The sequence below is a fragment of the Nitratireductor aquibiodomus NL21 = JCM 21793 genome (genome assembly GCF_000615975.1).
GTDB classification, from domain to species: domain Bacteria; phylum Pseudomonadota; class Alphaproteobacteria; order Rhizobiales; family Rhizobiaceae; genus Nitratireductor; species Nitratireductor aquibiodomus.
Map to the genome: position 1 here is coordinate 52,718 of NZ_BAMP01000007.1, position 20,129 is coordinate 72,846.

Below are 20,129 nucleotides of genomic sequence, written 5' to 3' on the forward strand. Positions count from 1 at the left end.
ATAATTACATACGTAACGTATGTCAATTGATATACGTCGCGTATGTGAATGGAGACTGGAATGGCGCACAAACCGCGCAGTGAAATGATCGCTGAAACCAGAGCCAAGCTCGTCGCCGCCGCGCGGGAGGCCTTTGGGCGGGTCGGCTATGCGAATGCCTCAATGGACGATTTCACCGCGGGAGCCGGCCTGACACGCGGAGCGCTCTACCACCATTTCGGCGGAAAGCAGGGCCTCCTGGAAGCGGTCATCACGCAGATCGATGCGGAAATGTCGGCGCGGCTGAACGGTGTGTCGGCACGCTTTTCAGACCCCTGGCAGGGGTTCGTGGAGGAATGCGTTGGCTATATCGAGATGGCGCTGGAGCCTGAAATCCAGCGCATCATGCTGCTTGATGGGCCGGCGGTTCTGGGCAATCCGTTCAACTGGCCCAACCAGCCGGGCTGCATCCGTTCCCTGACGAACAGTCTCAAAAGGCTTGTCGCGGACGGACAGGCTGATGTGGCGGATCCGGAAGCGACGGCGCGCCTTGTCAGCGGCGCAAGCCTCCATGCATCGCTCTGGATCGCAAACTCAGATGATCCCGAGGCGACATCGAAGCGCGCCGTCGCCGCCTTCAAGCGCCTGCTCGAAGGTCTGCGCACAGGCGCCCCTTCCTCCGGTTGACAATCCGGCCGCATCGTTCATCCTCCCAGGGAAACGGCAGGAGAGCTGTTCGCAGGGGGGCTGTTCCATGTGGGATTTCGATATTGGCAGGACGCTGGCGATCATGGGCCGGACATGGCCTTTCATCGTGCTGCGCATGCTGGTCTATTTCGGTATCACGACGGCCTATATCTTCGCCACCGGAACGGGGGCGGGCGTCGGCTACGGTGTGGGTCATATCTCGAGCGATCCCGGCGGTCCGGGTACATTTGCGCTCTGGGGCGGCATTGTCGGCTTTGGGCTGGTTTCCGCAATCGTCTACTGGATTCGCGAATACATCCTCTACATCGTCAAGGCCGGCCATATCGCGGTGATGGTGCATCTGATCGACGGGCGGGATGTGCCCGATGGCAAGAACCAGATCACCTATGCGCGTCAGGAAGTGACGGCGCGTTTTGCCGAGGCGAATGTGCTTTTTGTTCTCGATCAGCTCGTAAAGGGCGTGATTCGCGTCTTGACCGGACTGCTGGGCGGGATTGCCGGTTTTCTGCCTATTCCCGGCCTCGACACACTCATGCGTTTCGTCAACACGGTGATCCGCATTGCGCTTACCTATGTCGATGAGATCATCCTTGGTTACAACATCCGCATCGGTTCCAGCACACCGTTCGAGACCGCACGGCAGGGCGTGGTGCTCTATGCCCAGAATGGCAGGACCATGCTGAAGAACGCTGTCTGGCTGGCGCTCTTCATGTGGCTTCTGACTTTTGTCGTCTTCCTCGTCATGCTGGCACCGGCCGGAGCGATCCTCTACGCCATGCCGGGGCAACTGGCGGGCTGGGCCTTTGTGCTGGCCATTGTCTTTGCATGGGCGGTGAAGGCCGCGCTCATCGAGCCCTTTGCCATTGCCGCGCTGATGTCCGTCTATTTCAAGGTTATCGAGGGACAGACACCCAATCGCGAATGGGATGAGCGGCTGAGCAGCGCATCAAGCAGTTCCGCGAATTGAAGGAACGGGCGCTGGAAACCGTGGGTGTCCGTTCACGTGCAACGCCGGCAAAACCAGCAGGGTGAAACCTTGTTGACATGCGGGCAAAGCGCGACAACCCGTCATGGCCAAGCCATGGTTTGGCCACTACACTTATGGGATGAGAACCCGCTTCTATACACACCCGATCTGTCGTGAGCACCTCACGCCGCCCGGCCACCCCGAGCGGCCCGATCGCCTGCGGGTGATCGTCGACCGGCTGGACGACGAGCCCTTCGCCTATCTCGAACGGCTTGAGGCACCGCTGGCTGATGAAGAGACGGTGCTTCTCGCGCACCCGGCCGAGCATCTCGACAAGGTGAAGGCCAGCATTCCGGACGAGGGGCTGGCCGTGATTGATGATGACACGACCGTGAGTCCGAAGAGCCTGGAGGCCGCGCTGACGGCCATCGGCGGGGCACTGGCCGGCGTGGACGACGTGTTTTCGGGCGAGGCCGGGAACGTTTTTGTCGCCGGACGTCCGCCCGGCCACCATGCCGAGAAGAACCGGGCCATGGGCTTCTGCCTCTTCAACAATGCCGCCATTGCAGCCCGTCACGCGCAGAAGAAACACGGTGCAGAGCGCATCGCCATCGTCGACTGGGATGTGCATCACGGCAATGGAACCCAGGATATCTTCTGGGACGATCCGAGTGTGCTCTACTGCTCCACGCACCAGATGCCGCTTTACCCGGGCACGGGTGCAGCCCATGAAACGGGCGCCGGCAATATCGTCAACGCGCCGCTGCCTGCAGGCTCCGGTTCGGAGGCTTTCCGCGAGGCGTTCGACGAAAAGGTGCTGCCGGCGATCGACCGGTTTGCGCCGGACCTGATCATCATCTCCGCCGGTTTCGATGCTCACCGGCGCGACCCGCTGGCGGAACTCAATCTGGAGGCCGACGATTTCGACTGGGCGACCGGCGTTCTGATGGAGCGGGCCGACCGTTTGTCACAGGGGCGGGTTGTCAGCCTGCTTGAAGGTGGGTACGACCTGCAGGGGCTTTCCGTGTCGGTCGCTGCGCATGTCGGCCGTTTGTTGAAGGGATAAGAGATGGCCGAAGAAGCCAACAGCGACATCAAGGGCATGAGCTTCGAGCAGGCGCTCGAGGCGCTGGAGAAGATCGTTGAGGATCTCGAGCGTGGCGATGTGCCGCTCGACCAGTCGATCAGGATTTATGAGCGCGGCGAGGCGCTGAAGAAGCATTGCGATCAGCTTCTGAAGTCTGCCGAGGACAAGGTGGAGAAGATCCGCCTGTCGCGTGAAGGCCAGGCCGCCGGCAGCGAGCCGCTCGACGAGGGCTGAGCCCGAAATAATTTCGAGACGGGCAGCCTCTGTACATTTGTTTGTGCGGAGGTTGTTTTGTATTCGGGGTTCGAAAATCAGGTTCCGGTGAAACTGTACTGTTTCATCGCATTGCGTTTACTTTGCTTGGCCGAAGCCCTATGTCGAAGTGATGCAAACAGCCGAGGTGACGCGCGTGAAATCGCCGCCCGACACACCCATTCTTGATACGGTCGGCACACCCGCCGACCTGAAGCGCCTTTCACAGGACGACCTTCCCCAGCTTGCCGACGAGCTGCGCGCGGAACTGATCGATGCGGTTTCGAAGACCGGTGGCCATCTTGGGGCCGGGCTTGGCGTGGTCGAACTGACCGTGGCGTTGCACTATGTGTTCGACACGCCGGACGACCGGCTGATCTGGGACGTGGGCCACCAGGCCTATCCGCACAAGATCCTCACCGGGCGGCGCGACCGCATCCGCACGCTGCGCCAGGAGGGGGGGCTCTACGGCTTCACCAAGCGGTCGGAGAGCGAATACGATCCCTTCGGCACGGCGCATTCCTCCACCTCCATCTCGGCCGGCTCGGCATGGCCGTTGCCCATGGGCTCGCAGGGGAAAAGCACAATGTCATTGCGGTGATCGGCGACGGCGCCATGTCTGCAGGCATGGCCTATGAGGCGATGAACAATGCCGGTGCTCTCGATGCGCGGCTCATCGTCATTTTGAACGACAACGACATGTCGATTGCTCCGCCGCAGGGCGCGATGAGCGCCTATCTGGCGCGTCTTGCCTCCGGACGCACATATCAGGGTGTGCGCGATTTCGGCAAGAAGCTGACTTCCTATCTCGGCGAGGGTGTCGACCGCGCCATCACGCGCGCCGTGGAGCACGCGCGCGGCTATGTGACCGGCGGTACGCTGTTTGAGGAAATGGGGTTCTTCCATATCGGCCCCATTGACGGGCACAATTTAAAGCACCTCGTTCCGGTCCTGAAGAATGTGCGCGACAACGGAAACGGGCCGGTGCTCATCCATGTGGTGACGAAGAAGGGCAAGGGCTATCCACCAGCCGAGGCCGCTGCCGACAAGTATCATGGCGTCAACAGGTTCGACGTCATCACCGGCGCGCAGGCCAAGGCGCCTGCCAATGCGCCGAGTTACACCAAGGTGTTTGCTCAGTCGCTGGTTCAGGAAGCGCGCGAGGACGAGCGGATTGTCGCTGTGACGGCCGCCATGCCGTCGGGCACGGGGCTCGATCTTTTCGAGAAGGAGTTCCCCGAGCGCACCTTCGATGTCGGCATTGCCGAGCAGCACGCGGTGACGTTCGCCGCCGGTCTGGCAACCGAGGGGCTGCGCCCGTTTGCGGCGATCTATTCGACCTTTCTGCAGCGCGGCTATGACCAGGTGGTGCATGACGTGGCGCTGCAGAACCTGCCGGTGCGTTTTGCCATCGACCGGGCGGGGTTTGTCGGCGCGGACGGCCCCACCCATTGTGGCGCTTTCGACATTACGTATCTGGCCAGCCTGCCGAATTTCGTCGTCATGGCAGCAAGCGACGAGGCGGAACTGCGGCACATGGTGCGCACGGCCGTCGAACACGATCAGGGACCGATTGCCTTCCGCTATCCGCGTGGCAATGGCGTTGGTGTCGAGATGCCGGAACGCGGCGAAGTGCTGGAACTCGGCAGGGGACGCGTGTTGCGCGAGGGCACGAAGGTGGCGCTGCTGTCGCTCGGAAGCAGGCTTGAGGACTGTTTGAAGGCGGCGGACGAACTGGATGCAGCAGGCCTTTCGACGACCGTGGCCGATGCGCGGTTCGCCAAGCCGCTGGACACGGCGCTCATCCGGCGACTGGCGCTTGAGCATGAGGTGCTGATACCTATTGAGGAGGGCGCGATTGGCGGCTTCGGCTCGCATGTCCTGCACTTCCTGGCCCATGAAGGTCTGCTTGAGAGCGGCGTGAAGGTGCGGCCCATGGCCATGCCGGATCGCTTCATCAACCATGCCAAGCCCGAGCGTATGGTGGAGGATGCGGGGCTCGATGCGGGAGCGATTGTGCGCACTGTGTTCGCCGCCCTGGGGCAGAGTGCCGAGAGTGCAGCGCGTGCATGAGAATAGGGCGAGGGCGAAGAGGGGCGCAGTTTACCCCCCTCTGGCCTACCGGCCATCTCCCCCTCAAGGGGGAGATCGGGCTGCAGGAAAGCAGCATTCTCCCTTGATCGTCTGGTAGGACCAGTGACACCTCCAATCTCCCCCCCTTGAGAGGGAGATGCCTGGCAAGGCAGAGGGGGGTGAACTGCGCCGTCCAAAAATGCCGTGCGGAATGCCGGCATGAGGCTCGACCAGTTTCTCGTGGAGCGTGGATTTTTTGGCAGTCGCGCCCGCGCCCGCGACGCAATTCTGCGCGGCACGGTGAAGGTGGACGGCATCCCGGCGAAAAAGCCGGGGCAGACGGTCGCGCCCACTGCCGGGGTCGCCGTCGATGACCCGGCCAGCGCCTATGTTTCGCGCGCGGCACTGAAACTCCTTCATGGCCTCGACGTCTTCGGTTTCGACCCGGCCGGTTGCCATGCACTCGACATCGGTGCCTCGACCGGCGGTTTCACGCAGGTGCTTCTGGAGCGCGGTGCGGACCATGTCACGGCCATCGATGTGGGCACCGGCCAGATGGATGCGCGCATTGCCGGCGATCCGCGCGTGACCGCGCTGGAAGGGGTGAATGCACGGCACCTGGGCATGGAGCACCTGAGCGCGCGGACACCGGATTTTCTCGTTTCGGATGTGAGCTTCATTTCGCTCAAGCTCGCCCTGCCGCCGGCGCTCGCCCTTGCCGCGCCGGGAGCGCGCGCCATCTTTCTGGTGAAGCCGCAATTCGAGGCGGGCCGGGAGGCGATCGGCAAGGGCGGATTGCTGCGCGATCCGGCGCGCGCGGAGGAGATTGCCGACGATCTGAAGAATTGGCTGGGGACGAATGCCGGCTGGCGGGCGACAGGGCTTGCGCCATCACCCATCGAAGGCGGAGACGGAAACCGCGAATTTCTACTGGCCGGGCGCAGGGACCGATGAGCGAAACGCTGACGATTGATCATCTGGGTGCACAGGGCGACGGCGTGGTGGCCACGCCGGCGGGTCCCGTCTATGTGCCATTTGCTCTTCCGGGCGAGGTGGTGGAAGCGGAACTGCGCAAGGGGCGCGCTGCAAAGACGACATTACGTGAGGCATCGCCCGAGCGCATCGAACCCGCCTGCCGGCATTTTGGCGATTGTGGCGGCTGCGTGGTGCAGCATCTTGAAACGGGCGCCTATCTCGCATGGAAACGCGACAAGGTGGTGCATGCGCTGGAGGCGCGCGGTGTCGAGGCTGAGGTCGAAGACGCGCTTGCCTGTTCGCCTGAGACGCGCCGGCGCGTAACGTTTACCGCAAGGCGGCTGGGATCGGAGGTTCTTCTGGGCTTCAATGCCGCGCAGAGCCATCGCATCGTCGTGATCGAGGAGTGCCCGGTGGCAACCCCCGGTATCGTGGCGGCGCTCGGCGATTTGCGGGACCTCGCCAGGGCCATCGCGGCGACGCCAAAGCCGTTTCACCTGACGGTGACGGAAACCCGCACCGGGCTCGACATTGCAGCCGCCGGCGCTGGGCGGCTTGGCGAAAAACAGCGCCGTGCGGTGATCGATCTGGCGCTGGCAAAGGGATTTGCTCGGCTTTCGGCTGATGGCGAGATCATCGTGGAGGGCCAGAAGCCGAGCGTTATGTTCGGCGACGTGCCGGTGGCCATTCCGCCGGCGGGTTTTCTGCAGGCCACGCTTGCTGCGGAAGAGGCAATGGCCGGGCTGGTGAGCAAACATCTGGAGGGGTGCAGGCACGTTGCCGACCTATTTGCCGGCAGCGGCACATTCGCGCTACGACTGGCGCAGAAGGCGCGGGTCTATGCGGCTGAAGGCGATGCGATTGCGCTTGCCACGCTCGATATCGCCGCACGGCAATGGCCCTCTTTGAAGCCGGTGACGGCGGAAAAACGCGATCTCTTCCATCGCCCCCTTCTGACGAAGGAACTGGCGCAGTTCGACGGTCTCGTGTTCGATCCGCCGCGCGCGGGGGCGGAGTTTCAATGCCGGCAGATCGCACGTTCCGATGTGAAGCGGGTTGCGGCGGTTTCGTGCAATCCGGGCACGCTGGCGCGGGATCTGGCGATCCTTGTTGCCGGGGGCTACCGGGTCACGCGGATTGTTCCGATCGATCAGTTTCTCTGGTCGCCGCATGTGGAAGCGGTGGCGCTTCTGGAGAAGAAGCCAAAGCGGCGCTGATCAGCTCTTCAAAAGCATGTCGACATAGGACGGCACGACCCGGCTGGCCGGTCCGTGGACGGCCTCGTCGAAATCATCGAACGTATCCGACGGTTCGAGATTGAGCTCGATCGTATGAGCGCCGGCCCGGCCCGCTTCCTGAACAAACTGCGCAGCCGGATAAACATTGCCGGACGTGCCGATGGAGATGAAGAGACCCGCAGCGCGGAGCGCGTCGTAGATGCGCTCCATCTGGTAGGGCATTTCACCGAACCAGACGACGTCAGGGCGCAGGTGCCCGACCGTGGCGCAGGCGGGGCAGGGCGTTTCGAGCGACATGTCGCCTTCCCACGGGCTACGATCACCGCAATGGGTGCAGAGCGCGCTGCGGTGTTCGCCATGCATGTGGATGAGGTTTTTCGAGCCGGCGCGTTCATGGAGGTCGTCGATATTCTGGGTGACGAGCAGAACCTCACCGGAGAATTCCCGCTCCAGCCGGGCGAGTGCGCGGTGGGCATCGTTGGGCTCCAGTTCAGCGATCCTGCGTCGGCGCATGTTGTAGAAATCATGCACCAGCGCGGGATTGGCGGCAAAGCCTCTGGCGTTGCTACATCGCGGTAGTCGATCTTCGACCACAACCCGTTCTTGTCGCGGAAGGTGTCCACGCCCGATTCTGCGGAGACTCCCGCGCCGGTGAGTATGACGATCCGCCGATAATCCATCAGGTCTGCGTGCCGCCCACGGTCATCTGGTCCATGCGCAGATGCGGCTGGCCGACGCCGACGGGCACGCCCTGTCCGGCCTTGCCGCACATGCCGATGCCATTGTCGAGGGTCATGTCATTGCCGACCATGGAAACGCGGTGCATGGCGTCCGGGCCATTGCCGATCAGCATGGCGCCTTAACGGGCTGGGTGACCTTGCCGTCCTCGATCATGTAGGCCTCGGTGCAGCCGAACACGAACTTGCCGGAGGTGATGTCCACCTGACCGCCGCCGAAGGACACGGCGTAAATGCCCTTCTTTACAGAGGCGATGATTTCTTCGGGCGTCCTGTCGCCGCCCGTCATGTAGGTGTTGGTCATGCGGGGCATGGGCTCATGCGCATAGGATTCGCGCCGACCGTTGCCGGTGGGGGCCATGCCCATCAGGCGGGCGTTCTGGCGATCCTGCATGTAGCCGACCAGCTTTCCGTCCTCGATCAGCACATTGCGGCCCGACGGGGTGCCTTCATCATCAATGGTAAGCGAACCGCGTCGCTCCGAGATGGTGCCGTCATCGACAACGGTCACACCCTTTGCTGCGACCTGCTCCCCCATCAGCCGGCGAAGGCGGAGGTCTTCTTGCGGTTGAAATCGCCTTCGAGCCCGTGCCCGACAGCTTCATGCAGCATGACGCCCGGCCAGCCATTGGCGAGCACGATATCGAAGGTGCCGGCAGGCGCGGGTACGGCTTCAAGGTTGACAAGAGCCTGGCGCAGCGCCTCGCTCGCGGCGAACTGCCAGGAATCCTCGGCCAGAAACTCGCCAAAACTCTTGCGTCCGCCCATGCCATAGGAGCCGGTTTCCTGCCGGTCGCCATCGCCGACCATGACCGAGACATTGACGCGCACAAGCGGGCGGATGTCGCGGGCGATCTGGCCGTCGGCACGCACGATTTCCACATGCTGCCATGAGGCGGCTAGCGAGGCTGTGACCTGCCGTACGCGCGGGTCTTTCGCACGAAGCCAGCCATCGATTTCCTGCAGGAGCTTCGCTTTTTCCTCAAAGCCCGGCGAGGTGATCGGGTTCTCGTCTCCATAAAGACGCTGATTCGTGCCGGCGGGAGCGTGGCGAGATTTCCCGAATATCCGTCCTTGACGGTGGAAACGGCGTCGGCGGCACGGCGCAGCGAGGCTTCGGACAACTCGCTGGAGTGGGCATAGCCCGACGCTTCACCGGCAACGGCGCGCAGGCCAAAACCCTGATCGGTGTTGAAGCTCGCGGTCTTCAGGCGCCCATCGTCGAAAACAAGCGCTTCCCCTTCCCTGTATTCAAGGAAGAGTTCTCCGTCATCCGCGCCGCTGATCGTGTCGGCAACGAGGGATTTCAGACGATCAGGGGAGCAATCGAATGCGTCGAGAAGCGATTTGGCGGTCATGTACAATATCCTGTCGAAACTCCCTTTCATTTAAGGGAGCAGGTGCACGCAATCCAGTGCGGCTTGGACAGGAACTTCCGCGATTAGCGGGGCAGGGCGTCGAAACCTTCCGCGAAACCGTTGAGGTCAACGGGGATGCCAATGCCTTCTTCCGGGGTCTGGAAGACGATGAAGGTGGCGGACTGGCCGGTCTTGAAAGTTTCCACAAGCTGATCCTCAAGGATCACCTCGGCATAACAGCCATCCTGGAAACAGCGCACGAAATAGGCGCGGCCGATATCCTTGCCGTCCACATTGAGGCCGAGCCCGTTGGGCAGGAGCACGCCGAGCGGCGCCAGAACGCGCAGGATCTCGGCCTTTCCGTCGGCAGTGCGCAGCACAACGACGGAAAGACCCATCTCCGGTCGGTCTTCTGCGACAACATTCTGCATCATCGCGCACTGCTCGCTGGAGGCGCCGGCCGGCGTGTCGCAAAGGATCGACCAGGCACCATGAGTTGAGCGAACCGTCCCGCTCTGCTGCGCATGCGCGCCCAGAACGGGGAAAACGGTCATCGCGAGCGCGGCGGCGGCGCATTTGAGGAAGGACGTGCTCATGGTTCCTGGCTCCCGTACGAATCAGGGCAATTTATCCTGCGATCGCGGTTGGCGAAAAGGGATGGCGTCGGCAAAAGATTGGGAAAACCCGTTTATGCGAAATCAATAATGACATTTGCGGGCAATTCCGACCGAAATGGGACGCCCCGGCGTTTTGTGCTATTGCACTTTCAATATGGACGGCAGTATGAGCCTGCCGAAGGGGCGCAAAAATGCCGCACGTCGCATCCAACGCCTTCCTTGCGGTTCAAATGAGAGTATGGTTTGAACGCGCCTATAAAAAGCCAGAATTCCCTTTGCGGCAAAACCGGATCATCCGGCTTGCCGTGTCGCCACGGGAGATGACGAGGGTTATGAAGAATATCGCTGTTGGCCTTGCCACTCTGCCGTTTCTCGCCACGGGCGCCGTTGCTGCGCAACCAGAGCCTGGCAGATGCGCTTTCAACCGGCTGCAACCGGCATCATGCAGGAGATCACCTGGTTCGAGGAATACACTTTGTGGTTCATCGTGCCGATCACCATTCTCGTGATGGCCTTGCTGGCGTGGTGCATTTTGCGTTTCCGCGCAAAGGCAAACCCCACGCCATCGCGCACCAGCCACAACACGCTGATCGAAGTCATCTGGACCGTTGGTCCGGTGATCGTGCTTCTGTTCCTTGCGGTGCCGTCCTTCCAGCTTCTGACGGCGCAGTACACGCCCGAAGAGGAGCCGGCATTCACCATCAAGGCGACCGGCGTCCAGTGGTACTGGGATTACGAATACCAGCTTGAAGAGCCTGTTTCCTTCAGCTCTCTCATGCTCAAGGAAGACGAGCGCGCCGACGCGGGCAAGGAAGACAAGTCCGTCTATCCGCGCCTTCTGGCAGTGGACAATGAAATCGTTGTCCCCGTGGATGCCACCGTGCGCGTTCTCGTGACGGCCAGCGACGTGATCCACGCTTTTGCCATGCCGGCTTTTGGCATCAAGGTGGACGCCGTTCCCGGTCGCATCAACGAGACCTGGTTCAAGGCCGAGAAGGAAGGCCTTTATTATGGCCAGTGCTCGGAACTGTGCGGCAAGGACCATGCCTATATGCCGATTGCCATCCGCGTTGTGGCTCAAGACCAATATGACACCTGGATCGCAGCCGCGGGCGAGGACCTCGCCGGCGCCAACAAGGCTTTGATGGCCGCGATCGAGGGCAAGACGAAAGTTGCGTCTGCTGGCGAATGAGCCGGCAGACGTCTAGAGAGGAAATGGAGCGGTAGGAAATGGCAGGCGCTACAACCCAAGACGCCCATGGCGAACACAAGCCAACCGGATGGACCCGGTGGGTTTATTCCACCAACCACAAGGACATCGGCACGCTCTACCTGATCTTCGCCATCTGCGCGGGTATCATCGGCGGCTTCCTGTCCGTCATGATGCGCTGGGAGCTTGCTGAGCCCGGCATCCAGATTTTCCATGGCCTTGCCGCCATGGTCTACGGTTTCGAGGGCGATGCCGCCATCGACGCCGGCAAGCACATGTTCAACGTGTTCACCACGGCGCACGGTCTCATCATGATCTTCTTCATGGTCATGCCCGCGCTGATTGGCGCTTCGCCAACTGGATGGTGCCGATTATGATCGGTGCGCCGGATATGGCGTTCCCGCGGATGAACAACATCTCGTTCTGGCTTCTTCCGCCGGCGTTCATTCTTCTGCTCATGTCCCTCTTCGTTCAGGGGCCGGCCGGTGCTTACGGCACGGGTGGCGGCTGGACGATCTATCCGCCGCTTTCGACGTCCGGTCAGCCCGGCCCCGCAATGGATCTCGCAATTCTGTCGATCCACATTGCCGGTGCTTCGTCGATCCTCGGCGCGATCAACTTCATCACCACCATCTTCAACATGCGCGCTCCGGGCATGACGCTGCACAAGATGCCGCTGTTTGCCTGGTCGGTGCTGATCACGGCCTTCCTGCTTCTCTTGTCGCTCCCGGTTCTGGCCGGCGGCATCACCATGCTTCTGACGGACCGCAACTTCGGCACCACGTTCTTTGCACCTGAAGGCGGCGGCGACCCGATCCTGTTCCAGCATCTGTTCTGGTTCTTCGGTCATCCGGAAGTGTACATTCTGATCCTGCCGGGCTTCGGCATTGTCAGCCACATTGTCTCGACCTTCTCGAGGAAGCCGATCTTCGGTTATCTCGGCATGGCCTACGCCATGGTCGCCATTGGCGCCGTCGGCTTCATCGTGTGGGCGCACCATATGTACACGACCGGCCTGTCGCTCGACACGCAGCGTTACTTCGTGTTCGCAACGATGGTGATCGCGGTTCCGACGGGCGTGAAGATCTTCTCGTGGATCGCCACCATGTGGGGCGGTTCCATCGAGTTCCGCACGCCGATGATCTGGCCATCGCCTTCATCTTCCTGTTCACCGTGGGCGGTGTGACGGGCGTGCAGCTCGCCAATGCCGGTCTCGACCGGGCCATGCACGACACCTATTATGTGGTCGCACACTTCCATTACGTGTTGTCCATGGGCGCCGTGTTCGCGATCTTCGCTGCCTGGTACTACTGGTTCCCGAAGATGACGGGCTACATGTACAACTCGTTCATCGCCCGCGTTCATTTCTGGATCACCTTCATCGGCGTGAACGTCATCTTCTTCCCGCAGCACTTCCTGGGTCTGGCCGGCATGCCGCGCCGCTATATCGACTATCCGGATGCGTTTGCCGGCTGGAACATGGTGTCGTCCTACGGCTCCTATCTGGCGGCAATCGGTGTGCTGGTGTTCCTGTTCGGTGTGTTCGAGGCTTTCGCCAAGAAGCGCCCGGCCGGTGCCAACCCGTGGGGCGAGGGCGCGACGACGCTCGAGTGGCAGCTTTCTTCGCCGCCGCCTTTCCACCAGTGGGAACAGCTGCCGAAGATCCGCTGATCGCAGGCAAATACAAAGCATGAAGGTTGCGCGGCCCGTCTTCGAATGTGCCGCGCAACCGATTAACAGAACGAAGGCACAACATGGCACTGGTTGATCAGGAGCATATGGACGATACGGGGCTGAGCCTTTCAGAGGCAGCGCCCGGCGATTTCATTGCGCTGTTGAAGCCGCGCGTGATGTCGCTTGTCGTCTTTACGGCCTTTGTGGGCATGGTGATGGCGCCGGGGGTGCCAAACCCGCTGCTTGCGATCATCTCCATCGCGGCCATCGCCGTTGGTGCGGGCGCCTCCGGCGCGCTTAACATGTGGTATGACGCCGACATTGATGCGGTGATGGGGCGCACGGCCCGTCGACCCGTTCCGGCCGGTCGCGTCACGCCGGGCGAGGCGCTTGGCTTCGGTTTGGTGCTCTCGGCGTTTTCCGTGGCCACACTCGGCCTGATGGCCAACTGGACGGCCGCAGCGCTGCTGGCCTTTACGATTTTCTTCTACGCCGTGATCTACACGATGTGGCTCAAGCGCTCGACGCCGCAGAACATCGTCATTGGCGGTGCCGCGGGCGCGCTGCCGCCGGTCGTTGGCTGGGCCGCAGTCACCGGCACGGTGAGCATGGAAAGCCTCGTGCTCTTCCTCATCATCTTCCTGTGGACGCCGCCGCACTTCTGGGCGCTGGCCCTTTTCAAATCGGGCGACTACGAGCGCGCGGGCATTCCGATGCTGCCCAATGTCGCCGGACATGCCGCGACCAAGAAGCAGATTTTCATCTATGCGCTGCTTCTCGCCGCAAGCGGTATCCTGCCGGTGGTGGCAGGTTTTGCGAGCTTTGCATATGGCGCGGTTGCCGCCATTCTGGGCGGCGGCTTTGTCTGGTATTCTTGGCAGGTGCTGCGCATGCCCGAGAGCGACGTCTCCATGAAGCCCGCCAAGGCATTGTTCGGCTATTCGCTGCTTTATCTTTTCGTGCTGTTCACGGCGCTTCTCGCCGACCGGCTGCTTGCCAGCCTTGGCCTGGTTTCGTGAGGTGACATGATGGACAAGGAATATGTGAAGCCGACAGAAGCCCAGCTCAAGGCGCGCCGCAAGCGCTCCATTGCGCTTGCCATCGCGCTCGCCGTTTTTGTCGTGATTGTCTATATCGGCAGTCTGGCCAAGCTCGGTCCCGGCCTGTTCGAGCGTGCGATGTGAGGTGTGACATGAGCGGCGAGCAAGGAAACCAGAACTCGACAGCCGGAAACCGGAACCGCAATGCGGCGATCCTGTGTGTTGCCGTGGTCAGCGGCATGGTTGGCATGGCTTATGCTGCAGTCCCGCTCTACCAGCTTTTCTGCCAGGTGACGGGGTATGGCGGCACCACGCAGCGTGTCGAGCAGTATTCCGATACGATTCTGGACCAGACCATCACCGTCCGGTTCGACGCCAACACGAACGGTGTTCCGTGGGAGTTCCAGCCGAAACAGCGCGAAGTGACGCTGCGTCTCGGCGAGACGACGCAGATTTCCTACGTTTCGCGCAATCTGTCGAACGAGCCCACGTCGGGCACGGCAACGTTCAATGTTTCGCCGGCGCGGGCCGGTGCCTATTTCAACAAGGTTGAGTGCTTCTGCTTTACGGAACAGGAGTTGCAACCGGGGCAATCCTATGACATGCCGGTCGTGTTCTTTGTCGACCCGGAGATCGTCAAGGTGCCTGAATTGAAGAACCTGAAAACGATTACGCTTTCCTACACATTCTTTCCGCTTGAGAAGAAGGCGCCGGTGGCTGCCGCGCCCAAGACCAACACCAATCAGAACGAGAATCTCGGGGGCTGACATGGCCGACGCGCACGCAAAACATCACGACTATCACATCATCGACCCGAGCCCATGGCCGTTCCTTGGCTCGCTTGGCGCTCTGGTCATGTCCATTGGCGGCATCGCTGGATGAAGGCGCTCAACGGCTCGGAGTTCACCATCTTCGGTGTCGACCTCGCCGCGACAAATTTCTGGCTATTCCTGATCGGTCTCTTCCTGGTGCTTTTCACCATGTATTGCTGGTGGGCCGATACCATCCGAGAAGGGCATGAGGGCCATCACACCCGCGTCGTTTCGCTCCATCTGCGCTACGGCATGATCATGTTCATCGCTTCGGAGCTGATGTTCTTCGTGGCGTGGTTCTGGCTTTCTTCGATGCGAGCCTGTTCCCTGGCGAGGCGGTGCAGGCAACGCGCGCCGAGTTTACCGGAGGCGTGTGGCCGCCGGCGGGCGTCGAGGTTCTCGACCCCTTCCATCTGCCGCTCTACAACACGATCATCCTGCTGCTCTCCGGCACCACGGTGACATGGGCGCACCATGCGCTGCTCGAAGACGACCGCAAGGGCCTCGTGTGGGGACTGGCCCTGACCGTGGTGCTTGGCGTGCTGTTCTCCTTCGTTCAGGCCTATGAGTACATGCACGCACCGTTTGCCTTCTCCGACTCGATCTATGGGGCAACGTTCTACATGGCGACCGGTTTCCACGGCTTCCACGTGTTTGTCGGAACCATTTTCCTGCTGGTCTGCCTGTTGCGCGCCATGGCTGGTGATTTTACGCCGAAGCAGCATTTCGGCTTCGAGGCGGCTGCCTGGTACTGGCACTTCGTTGACGTGGTGTGGCTCTTCCTCTTCACCTTCGTTTATGTGTGGGCCTCGGCCGGTGCGACCATCGCGCACGGCTGATAACGGCAGCCTGAGAATGCAAAAGCGGCTGGGGAAACCCGGCCGCTTTCTTTTTTAACCCGGTCGCATTCTTTTTTGGGCGCATTCTCGTCCTATCCGTGGGATGCGTCATGAGGCGGCGTCGACCGGGCTGGACCTACCGTGCTAGAGCGCAGGGACATGCAACCGGATGGACCTAACTCTCCGTGGCCTGACGCGGGATTGAAACGACATGACCGAGCGACAGAACAATACAAACGGTGACGAGCCGGTCGTCGATCAGGCGATCTGGCCGCCGATCGATCCGGTCAGCGCAGGACTTGGCGGACGTTGCCCGCGCTGTGGCGAGGGGCGCCTCTTCTCCGGCTTTCTCACGGTCGGGCGCGGCTGTCGCAATTGCGGGCTCGATTACGGTTTTGCCGATGCCGGCGACGGACCGGCAGTGTTCGTTATCCTGATCATCGGTTTTCTGGTCGTGGGGCTGGCGCTGTGGATGGAAGTGTCACTCGGACCTTCGCTCTGGGTTCATTTTCTTCTGTGGATCCCGCTTGCGCTCGTCCTTTGCCTCACGGCTCTTCGTCTCATGAAAGGGCTGCTGATCGCGCTCCAGTATCGAAACCAGGCAGAGCAGGGGGAACTCGAACGATAATGGCCGTGACTGAAGACAAATCCTCCCGGTCGAGCCTCAACTGGCTTCTCCTGCTCCTGAGCCTTGTTGTGCTTGCCTGTCTTCTGGCGCTGGGAACGTGGCAGGTGCAGCGGCTTCAATGGAAAGAGGCGCTGCTTGCGCAGATCGAAGCGCGGATCAACGCAGAACCGGCGGATCTCGCCAGCATCGAGCGCATCTACGCTGAAACTGGTGATGTTGAGTACCGGCCGATGCGCGTTGAGGGCGCTTTCCGGCACACGGGCGAGCGCCACTATTTCGCCACCTGGAAAGGGCAGTCGGGCTATTTTGTTCACACACCGCTCAGACTTGACGACGGGCGGTTCATCTTCGTCAATCGCGGGTTTGTGCCCTTCGACCGCAAGGAGGCGGACACGCGCGCTGAAGGACAGATCGTCGGCGGCGTACGCATCAGCGGTCTTGCACGCAATGGGATTGGCGAAAAGCCGTCCTTCATCGTCCCCGACAACGACATCGGCCAGAACATCTTCTACTGGAAGGACCTCGGCACGATGGCGCGTACGGCGGGACTGCCGGAAACCGCCCGCGTTCTGCCATTTTATGTCGACGCCGATGATTCGCCCAATGCGGGCGGCTTGCCCGTTGGCGGGGTGACACGCATCGACATGCCGAACAGCCATCTGCAGTATGCGATCACCTGGTATGGGCTTGCCGCGGCGCTATGTGGCGTTCTGTTCGTCTGGTGGCGGCGCAACCGACGGCGCTCCTGATCGCGGCTCTTTGGCCTGGGCTCTTGACATTGAGTGCCCCACGGCCCCAATTCCGGCTCCAGCAAGGGGAATTCAGATGACGGCTGCCGACATGACAAGACAGAAGCTGACGGTGCGGCTTTGCGGGCCGCGTGGTTTCTGCGCCGGCGTTGACCGCGCCATTCAGATCGTCGTGCTGGCGCTGAAGAAATATGGTGCGCCGGTCTATGTGCGCCATGAGATCGTCCACAACCGATATGTGGTTGAGGGGCTGCAGGAGCGCGGCGCCGTCTTCATCGAGGAACTGAGCGAGATTCCGGAAGATCATCGCGATTGCCCGGTTGTCTTTTCCGCCCATGGTGTGCCGAAATCGGTGCCGGCGGATGCGCAGAACCGCAACCTCTTCTATCTTGATGCGACCTGCCCGCTGGTTTCCAAGGTCCACAAACAGGCCATGCGTCACCACAGGCTCGGCCGTCACGTGCTGCTGATCGGCCATGCGGGACATCCAGAAGTGATCGGCACGATGGGGCAACTGCCCGAGGGCACGGTGACCCTGGTGGAGACGGTGGAAGGCGCCAACACGCTCGAACGGCCAGACGGCGCGGAACTTGGCTTTGTCAGCCAGACCACGCTCTCGGTGGAGGACACGGCAGACATTCTCAAAGCGCTGGAAGACCGTTTTCCGGACCTGCATGCACCGGCAGCCGAATCCATCTGCTACGCCACCACCAACCGGCAGGAGGCCGTGAAGAAGGCGGCACCCGGCTCGGATCTTTTCCTCGTGGTCGGCGCACCCAACTCGTCGAACTCGCGCCGTCTGGTGGAGGTTGCGGAGCGGGCAGGGGCGAAGCGATCCCTGCTTGTTCAGCGGGCTTCTGAAATCCCCTGGGACGAGGTGGACGGCATTCGCGTCCTCGGACTTTCGGCCGGCGCCTCGGCGCCCGAAATCATCGTCAACGAGATCATCGATGCGTTCCGCGAGCGATTCGATGTAACGGTGGAACTTGCGATCACCGCCGAGGAAACCGAAAACTTCCCCGTCATGCGCGCGATCCGTGACGTGGAACTGACCAGCGCCGACATGGCCTTCGTGAACGGCAACGCGTAAGCATGGCGGTCTATACTGATATTTCCGAGGTCGAGCTCGGTGCGCTCCTGAAGGAATACGATGTGGGCGAGCTGTTGTCCTACAAGGGCATCGCCGAGGGGACGGAGAACTCCAACTACCTGCTCCACACATCAAGAGCCGCCTTCATCCTGACACTTTACGAACAGCGCGTTGAGCGTTCCGATCTGCCGTTTTTTCTCGGCCTGATGGAGCATCTGGCGCAGCATGGCGTGAACTGTCCGCTTCCGGTGCGCAGGAACGATGGTGCGGTGGTGAGCGAAATTGCCGGTCGGCCGGCGGCACTCATCACCTTTCTGGAAGGCATGTGGCTCAGGAAACCCGCCCCGCAGCACTGTCGCGAAGTGGGCAGGGCCATGGCGGGCATGCACCTGGCTGCACGCGGTTTTGAACCGACACGGGCAAATGCGCTGACCGTGGGCGACTGGCGACCGCTCTGGGAAAAGGCGAAGCCTCGGGCAAACGAGGTGGAAGAGGAACTGGAGGCGGAGGTCGAGGCGGATCTTGCCGACCTTGCTCAAGGCTGGCCGGCCGACCTTCCGACCGGCGTCATTCATGCGGACCTTTTTCCTGACAATGTCTTTTTTCTCGGTGACCGGGTTTCGGGGATCATCGATTTCTATTTCGCCTGCAATGATCTGCTGGCCTACGACATTGCCACCTGTCTCAATGCCTGGTGCTTTGAGAAAGATGGGTCCTACAACCTGACCAAGGGGACGGCACTGCTCGAGGGCTATCAGTCGGTGCGCCCGCTGGACGCGGCCGAGATAAAGGCGCTGCCGCTGCTGGCACGTGGGTCTGCGCTGCGTTTCATGCTGACGCGGCTCTATGACTGGCTGACCGTTTCCGACGGCGCGCTGGTAAACAAGCGCAACCCGATGGAATATGTGCGCCGGCTGCGCTTTCACCGGCAGATTAGCTCTCCATCTGAATACGGGATCGGCCTGAAGTGACAAGCGTGGAAATTTTTACCGACGGCGCCTGTTCGGGCAATCCGGGTCCCGGCGGCTGGGGCGCGCTTCTGCGGCACAATGGCGTCGAGAAGGAACTGTCTGGCGGCGAGGCCGAGACCACCAACAACCGGATGGAACTCAAGGCGGCCATCGAGGCGCTGAATGCCCTGAAGCGGTCCTGCGACGTGGACCTCTACACCGACAGCGTCTATGTGCGCGACGGCATTTCCGGCTGGATCGAGGGCTGGAAGCGCAATGGCTGGAAAACGGCAGCCAGGAAGCCGGTCAAGAACGCCGAGCTATGGCAGGCGCTGGACGAGGCGCAGAAGCGCCACAAAATCAAATGGCACTGGGTTAAGGGCCATGCGGGCCACCCCGAGAATGAACGCGCCGACTCGCTTGCACGCGCCGGCATGGAGCCTTTCAAGAAAAAGCGGCGCTGAGCCAGGGCGATACCGGCGATCCAGACCATCCGAGAAGCGTCGGACCGAAAAGCGGATTCGATTTTCGGTCCGGCACAGTTGAACGGTTCACCGTTTCACGGAAACACCGCTCCGCTCAATCTGCCTGCTTTTCCGCATTTATGCGGGGGCCAGGTGATTCTGCGCCTGAAGCTGATCGAGGATGCGGGCGGCGCCGCTTGTTTCAGCCTGTCCGGGATTCTCCTCGATGTTGATCGCGCTCACGACGCCGTCATCGACGATCATTGAATACCGCTTGGAACGGTTGCCGAGACCTGCAACCGAAAGATCGATATCGAGGCCGAGCGCCCTGGTGAAATCGCCATTGCCATCGGCAATGAAGGTGATCTTGTCTTCTGCGCCGGTGAAACCGGCCCAGGCCTTCATCACGAAGGCGTCGTTCACGGAGATGACGGCGATGTCGTCGGCACCGCGAGCGCGGATCGCATCGCCATTTTCGACAAAGCCCGGCAGATGGCTGTTGCTGCAGGTCGGGGTGAAGGCCCCGGGTACGCCGAAGAGGACGACTTTGCGACCGGCAAAGAAATCGGGCGCGGCGACATCGTTCGCGCCTTCGGCGCTCACTTTCTTGAAGTTTGTATCGGGAATACGATCACCAACGGATACTTTCATCAGGGGCTCCTGAAAACTATTTAAAATCAAT

Annotated in this window: 15 protein-coding genes and 7 pseudogenes; 18 read left to right on the forward strand and 4 right to left on the reverse strand. The window is 61.5% G+C overall.

Going from position 1 to position 20,129, the window contains the following annotated elements; translation table 11 throughout:
- The first annotated feature begins 60 nt into the window (after positions 1-60).
- The 7 genes and pseudogenes from JCM21793_RS03635 (at position 61) to JCM21793_RS03665 (ending at position 7,258) form a co-directional block, all read left to right on the forward strand.
- Positions 61-666, forward strand: coding sequence for a TetR/AcrR family transcriptional regulator (locus JCM21793_RS03635; RefSeq protein ID WP_007009836.1), 606 nt, complete (start codon positions 61-63; stop codon positions 664-666).
- 67 nt (positions 667-733) lie between these two features.
- Positions 734-1,719: pseudogene (locus JCM21793_RS23945) on the forward strand (hypothetical protein).
- 74 nt (positions 1,720-1,793) lie between these two features.
- Positions 1,794-2,720 carry a histone deacetylase family protein gene (locus JCM21793_RS03645; protein WP_007009834.1) on the forward strand — a complete coding sequence of 309 codons (927 nt, stop codon included), beginning with the start codon at positions 1,794-1,796 and terminating at the stop codon, positions 2,718-2,720.
- A 3-nt stretch (positions 2,721-2,723) separates the two neighbouring features.
- A complete protein-coding gene (locus JCM21793_RS03650) occupies positions 2,724-2,975 on the forward strand; it encodes an exodeoxyribonuclease VII small subunit (RefSeq protein WP_025029491.1) in 252 nt (83 codons plus the stop codon).
- Positions 2,976-3,126: 151 nt separating this feature from the next.
- Positions 3,127-5,066 (forward strand): annotated as a pseudogene (gene dxs / locus JCM21793_RS23950) (1-deoxy-D-xylulose-5-phosphate synthase).
- A gap of 219 nt (positions 5,067-5,285) precedes the next feature.
- Positions 5,286-6,020 (forward strand): TlyA family RNA methyltransferase, encoded by a 735-nt coding sequence (locus JCM21793_RS03660; protein ID WP_025029492.1) that lies wholly within the window; start codon positions 5,286-5,288, stop codon positions 6,018-6,020.
- Entirely contained in the window at positions 6,017-7,258 is a 1,242-nt protein-coding gene (locus tag JCM21793_RS03665) for a class I SAM-dependent RNA methyltransferase (RefSeq protein WP_025029493.1), read from the forward strand. The genes JCM21793_RS03660 and JCM21793_RS03665 overlap by 4 nt, the downstream gene beginning before the upstream one ends.
- Here the strand turns inward: JCM21793_RS03665 and JCM21793_RS23955 are convergent.
- The 3 genes and pseudogenes from JCM21793_RS23955 to JCM21793_RS03695 all read right to left on the reverse strand — a co-directional run bounded on the left by JCM21793_RS23955 (position 7,259) and on the right by JCM21793_RS03695 (position 9,928).
- Positions 7,259-7,959: pseudogene (locus JCM21793_RS23955) on the reverse strand (NAD-dependent deacylase).
- Positions 7,959-9,374, reverse strand: a pseudogene (gene tldD, locus JCM21793_RS23960) (metalloprotease TldD). The pseudogenes JCM21793_RS23955 and tldD overlap by 1 nt, the downstream one beginning before the upstream one ends.
- An 83-nt stretch (positions 9,375-9,457) precedes the next feature.
- Positions 9,458-9,928, reverse strand: a complete 471-nt coding sequence (locus JCM21793_RS03695) for an invasion associated locus B family protein (RefSeq protein WP_244423510.1) — start codon at positions 9,926-9,928, stop codon at positions 9,458-9,460.
- A 395-nt stretch (positions 9,929-10,323) separates the two neighbouring features.
- Here JCM21793_RS03695 and coxB point away from each other — a divergent pair.
- The 11 genes and pseudogenes from coxB (at position 10,324) to rnhA (ending at position 19,447) form a co-directional block, all read left to right on the forward strand.
- Positions 10,324-11,183 (forward strand): annotated as a pseudogene (gene coxB / locus JCM21793_RS23965) (cytochrome c oxidase subunit II).
- Positions 11,184-11,221: 38 nt separating this feature from the next.
- A pseudogene (gene ctaD / locus JCM21793_RS23970) lies at positions 11,222-12,872 on the forward strand (cytochrome c oxidase subunit I).
- Positions 12,873-12,955: 83 nt separating this feature from the next.
- Positions 12,956-13,894 (forward strand): heme o synthase, encoded by a 939-nt coding sequence (locus JCM21793_RS03710; RefSeq protein WP_025029498.1) that lies wholly within the window; start codon positions 12,956-12,958, stop codon positions 13,892-13,894.
- Positions 13,895-13,903: 9 nt separating this feature from the next.
- Entirely contained in the window at positions 13,904-14,059 is a 156-nt protein-coding gene (locus JCM21793_RS29110) for a cytochrome c oxidase system small membrane protein (RefSeq protein ID WP_007009824.1), read from the forward strand.
- 8 nt (positions 14,060-14,067) lie between these two features.
- Positions 14,068-14,682, forward strand: coding sequence for a cytochrome c oxidase assembly protein (locus tag JCM21793_RS03720; RefSeq protein WP_007009823.1), 615 nt, complete (start codon positions 14,068-14,070; stop codon positions 14,680-14,682).
- A 1-nt stretch (position 14,683) separates the two neighbouring features.
- Positions 14,684-15,566 (forward strand): annotated as a pseudogene (locus JCM21793_RS23975) (cytochrome c oxidase subunit 3).
- A 211-nt stretch (positions 15,567-15,777) separates the two neighbouring features.
- Positions 15,778-16,194, forward strand: coding sequence for a DUF983 domain-containing protein (locus JCM21793_RS03730; RefSeq protein ID WP_007009821.1), 417 nt, complete (start codon positions 15,778-15,780; stop codon positions 16,192-16,194).
- Positions 16,194-16,943 (forward strand): SURF1 family protein, encoded by a 750-nt coding sequence (locus JCM21793_RS03735; protein WP_025029499.1) that lies wholly within the window; start codon positions 16,194-16,196, stop codon positions 16,941-16,943. Before JCM21793_RS03730 ends, JCM21793_RS03735 begins: the two co-directional genes overlap by 1 nt.
- 76 nt (positions 16,944-17,019) lie before the next feature.
- Positions 17,020-18,033 (forward strand): 4-hydroxy-3-methylbut-2-enyl diphosphate reductase, encoded by a 1,014-nt coding sequence (gene ispH, locus JCM21793_RS03740; RefSeq protein WP_007009819.1) that lies wholly within the window; start codon positions 17,020-17,022, stop codon positions 18,031-18,033.
- Between the two features lie 2 nt (positions 18,034-18,035).
- Positions 18,036-19,004, forward strand: a complete 969-nt coding sequence (locus JCM21793_RS03745) for a homoserine kinase (RefSeq protein ID WP_025029500.1) — start codon at positions 18,036-18,038, stop codon at positions 19,002-19,004.
- Complete coding sequence (gene rnhA, locus JCM21793_RS03750; protein WP_007009817.1) at positions 19,001-19,447, forward strand: ribonuclease HI; 447 nt, start codon at positions 19,001-19,003, stop codon at positions 19,445-19,447. Before JCM21793_RS03745 ends, rnhA begins: the two co-directional genes overlap by 4 nt.
- Before the next feature lie 138 nt (positions 19,448-19,585).
- Here rnhA and JCM21793_RS03755 read toward each other — a convergent pair whose 3' ends face one another.
- Entirely contained in the window at positions 19,586-20,098 is a 513-nt protein-coding gene (locus JCM21793_RS03755; RefSeq protein ID WP_025029501.1) for a peroxiredoxin, read from the reverse strand.
- Positions 20,099-20,129: the final 31 nt, after the last annotated feature.

Bases quoted from the DNA above. Each gene is read 5' to 3' on its own strand.
- JCM21793_RS03635 (WP_007009836.1), top strand. From the start codon at position 61: ATGGCGCACAAACCGCGCAGTGAAATGATCGCTGAAACCAGAGCCAAG.
- JCM21793_RS03645 (WP_007009834.1), top strand. From the start codon at position 1,794: ATGAGAACCCGCTTCTATACACACCCGATCTGTCGTGAGCACCTCACG.
- JCM21793_RS03650 (WP_025029491.1), top strand. From the start codon at position 2,724: ATGGCCGAAGAAGCCAACAGCGACATCAAGGGCATGAGCTTCGAGCAG.
- JCM21793_RS03660 (WP_025029492.1), top strand. From the start codon at position 5,286: ATGAGGCTCGACCAGTTTCTCGTGGAGCGTGGATTTTTTGGCAGTCGC.
- JCM21793_RS03665 (WP_025029493.1), top strand. From the start codon at position 6,017: ATGAGCGAAACGCTGACGATTGATCATCTGGGTGCACAGGGCGACGGC.
- JCM21793_RS03695 (WP_244423510.1), bottom strand. From the start codon at position 9,928: ATGACCGTTTTCCCCGTTCTGGGCGCGCATGCGCAGCAGAGCGGGACG.
- JCM21793_RS03710 (WP_025029498.1), top strand. From the start codon at position 12,956: ATGGCACTGGTTGATCAGGAGCATATGGACGATACGGGGCTGAGCCTT.
- JCM21793_RS29110 (WP_007009824.1), top strand. From the start codon at position 13,904: ATGGACAAGGAATATGTGAAGCCGACAGAAGCCCAGCTCAAGGCGCGC.
- JCM21793_RS03720 (WP_007009823.1), top strand. From the start codon at position 14,068: ATGAGCGGCGAGCAAGGAAACCAGAACTCGACAGCCGGAAACCGGAAC.
- JCM21793_RS03730 (WP_007009821.1), top strand. From the start codon at position 15,778: ATGACCGAGCGACAGAACAATACAAACGGTGACGAGCCGGTCGTCGAT.
- JCM21793_RS03735 (WP_025029499.1), top strand. From the start codon at position 16,194: ATGGCCGTGACTGAAGACAAATCCTCCCGGTCGAGCCTCAACTGGCTT.
- ispH (WP_007009819.1), top strand. From the start codon at position 17,020: ATGACGGCTGCCGACATGACAAGACAGAAGCTGACGGTGCGGCTTTGC.
- JCM21793_RS03745 (WP_025029500.1), top strand. From the start codon at position 18,036: ATGGCGGTCTATACTGATATTTCCGAGGTCGAGCTCGGTGCGCTCCTG.
- JCM21793_RS03755 (WP_025029501.1), bottom strand. From the start codon at position 20,098: ATGAAAGTATCCGTTGGTGATCGTATTCCCGATACAAACTTCAAGAAA.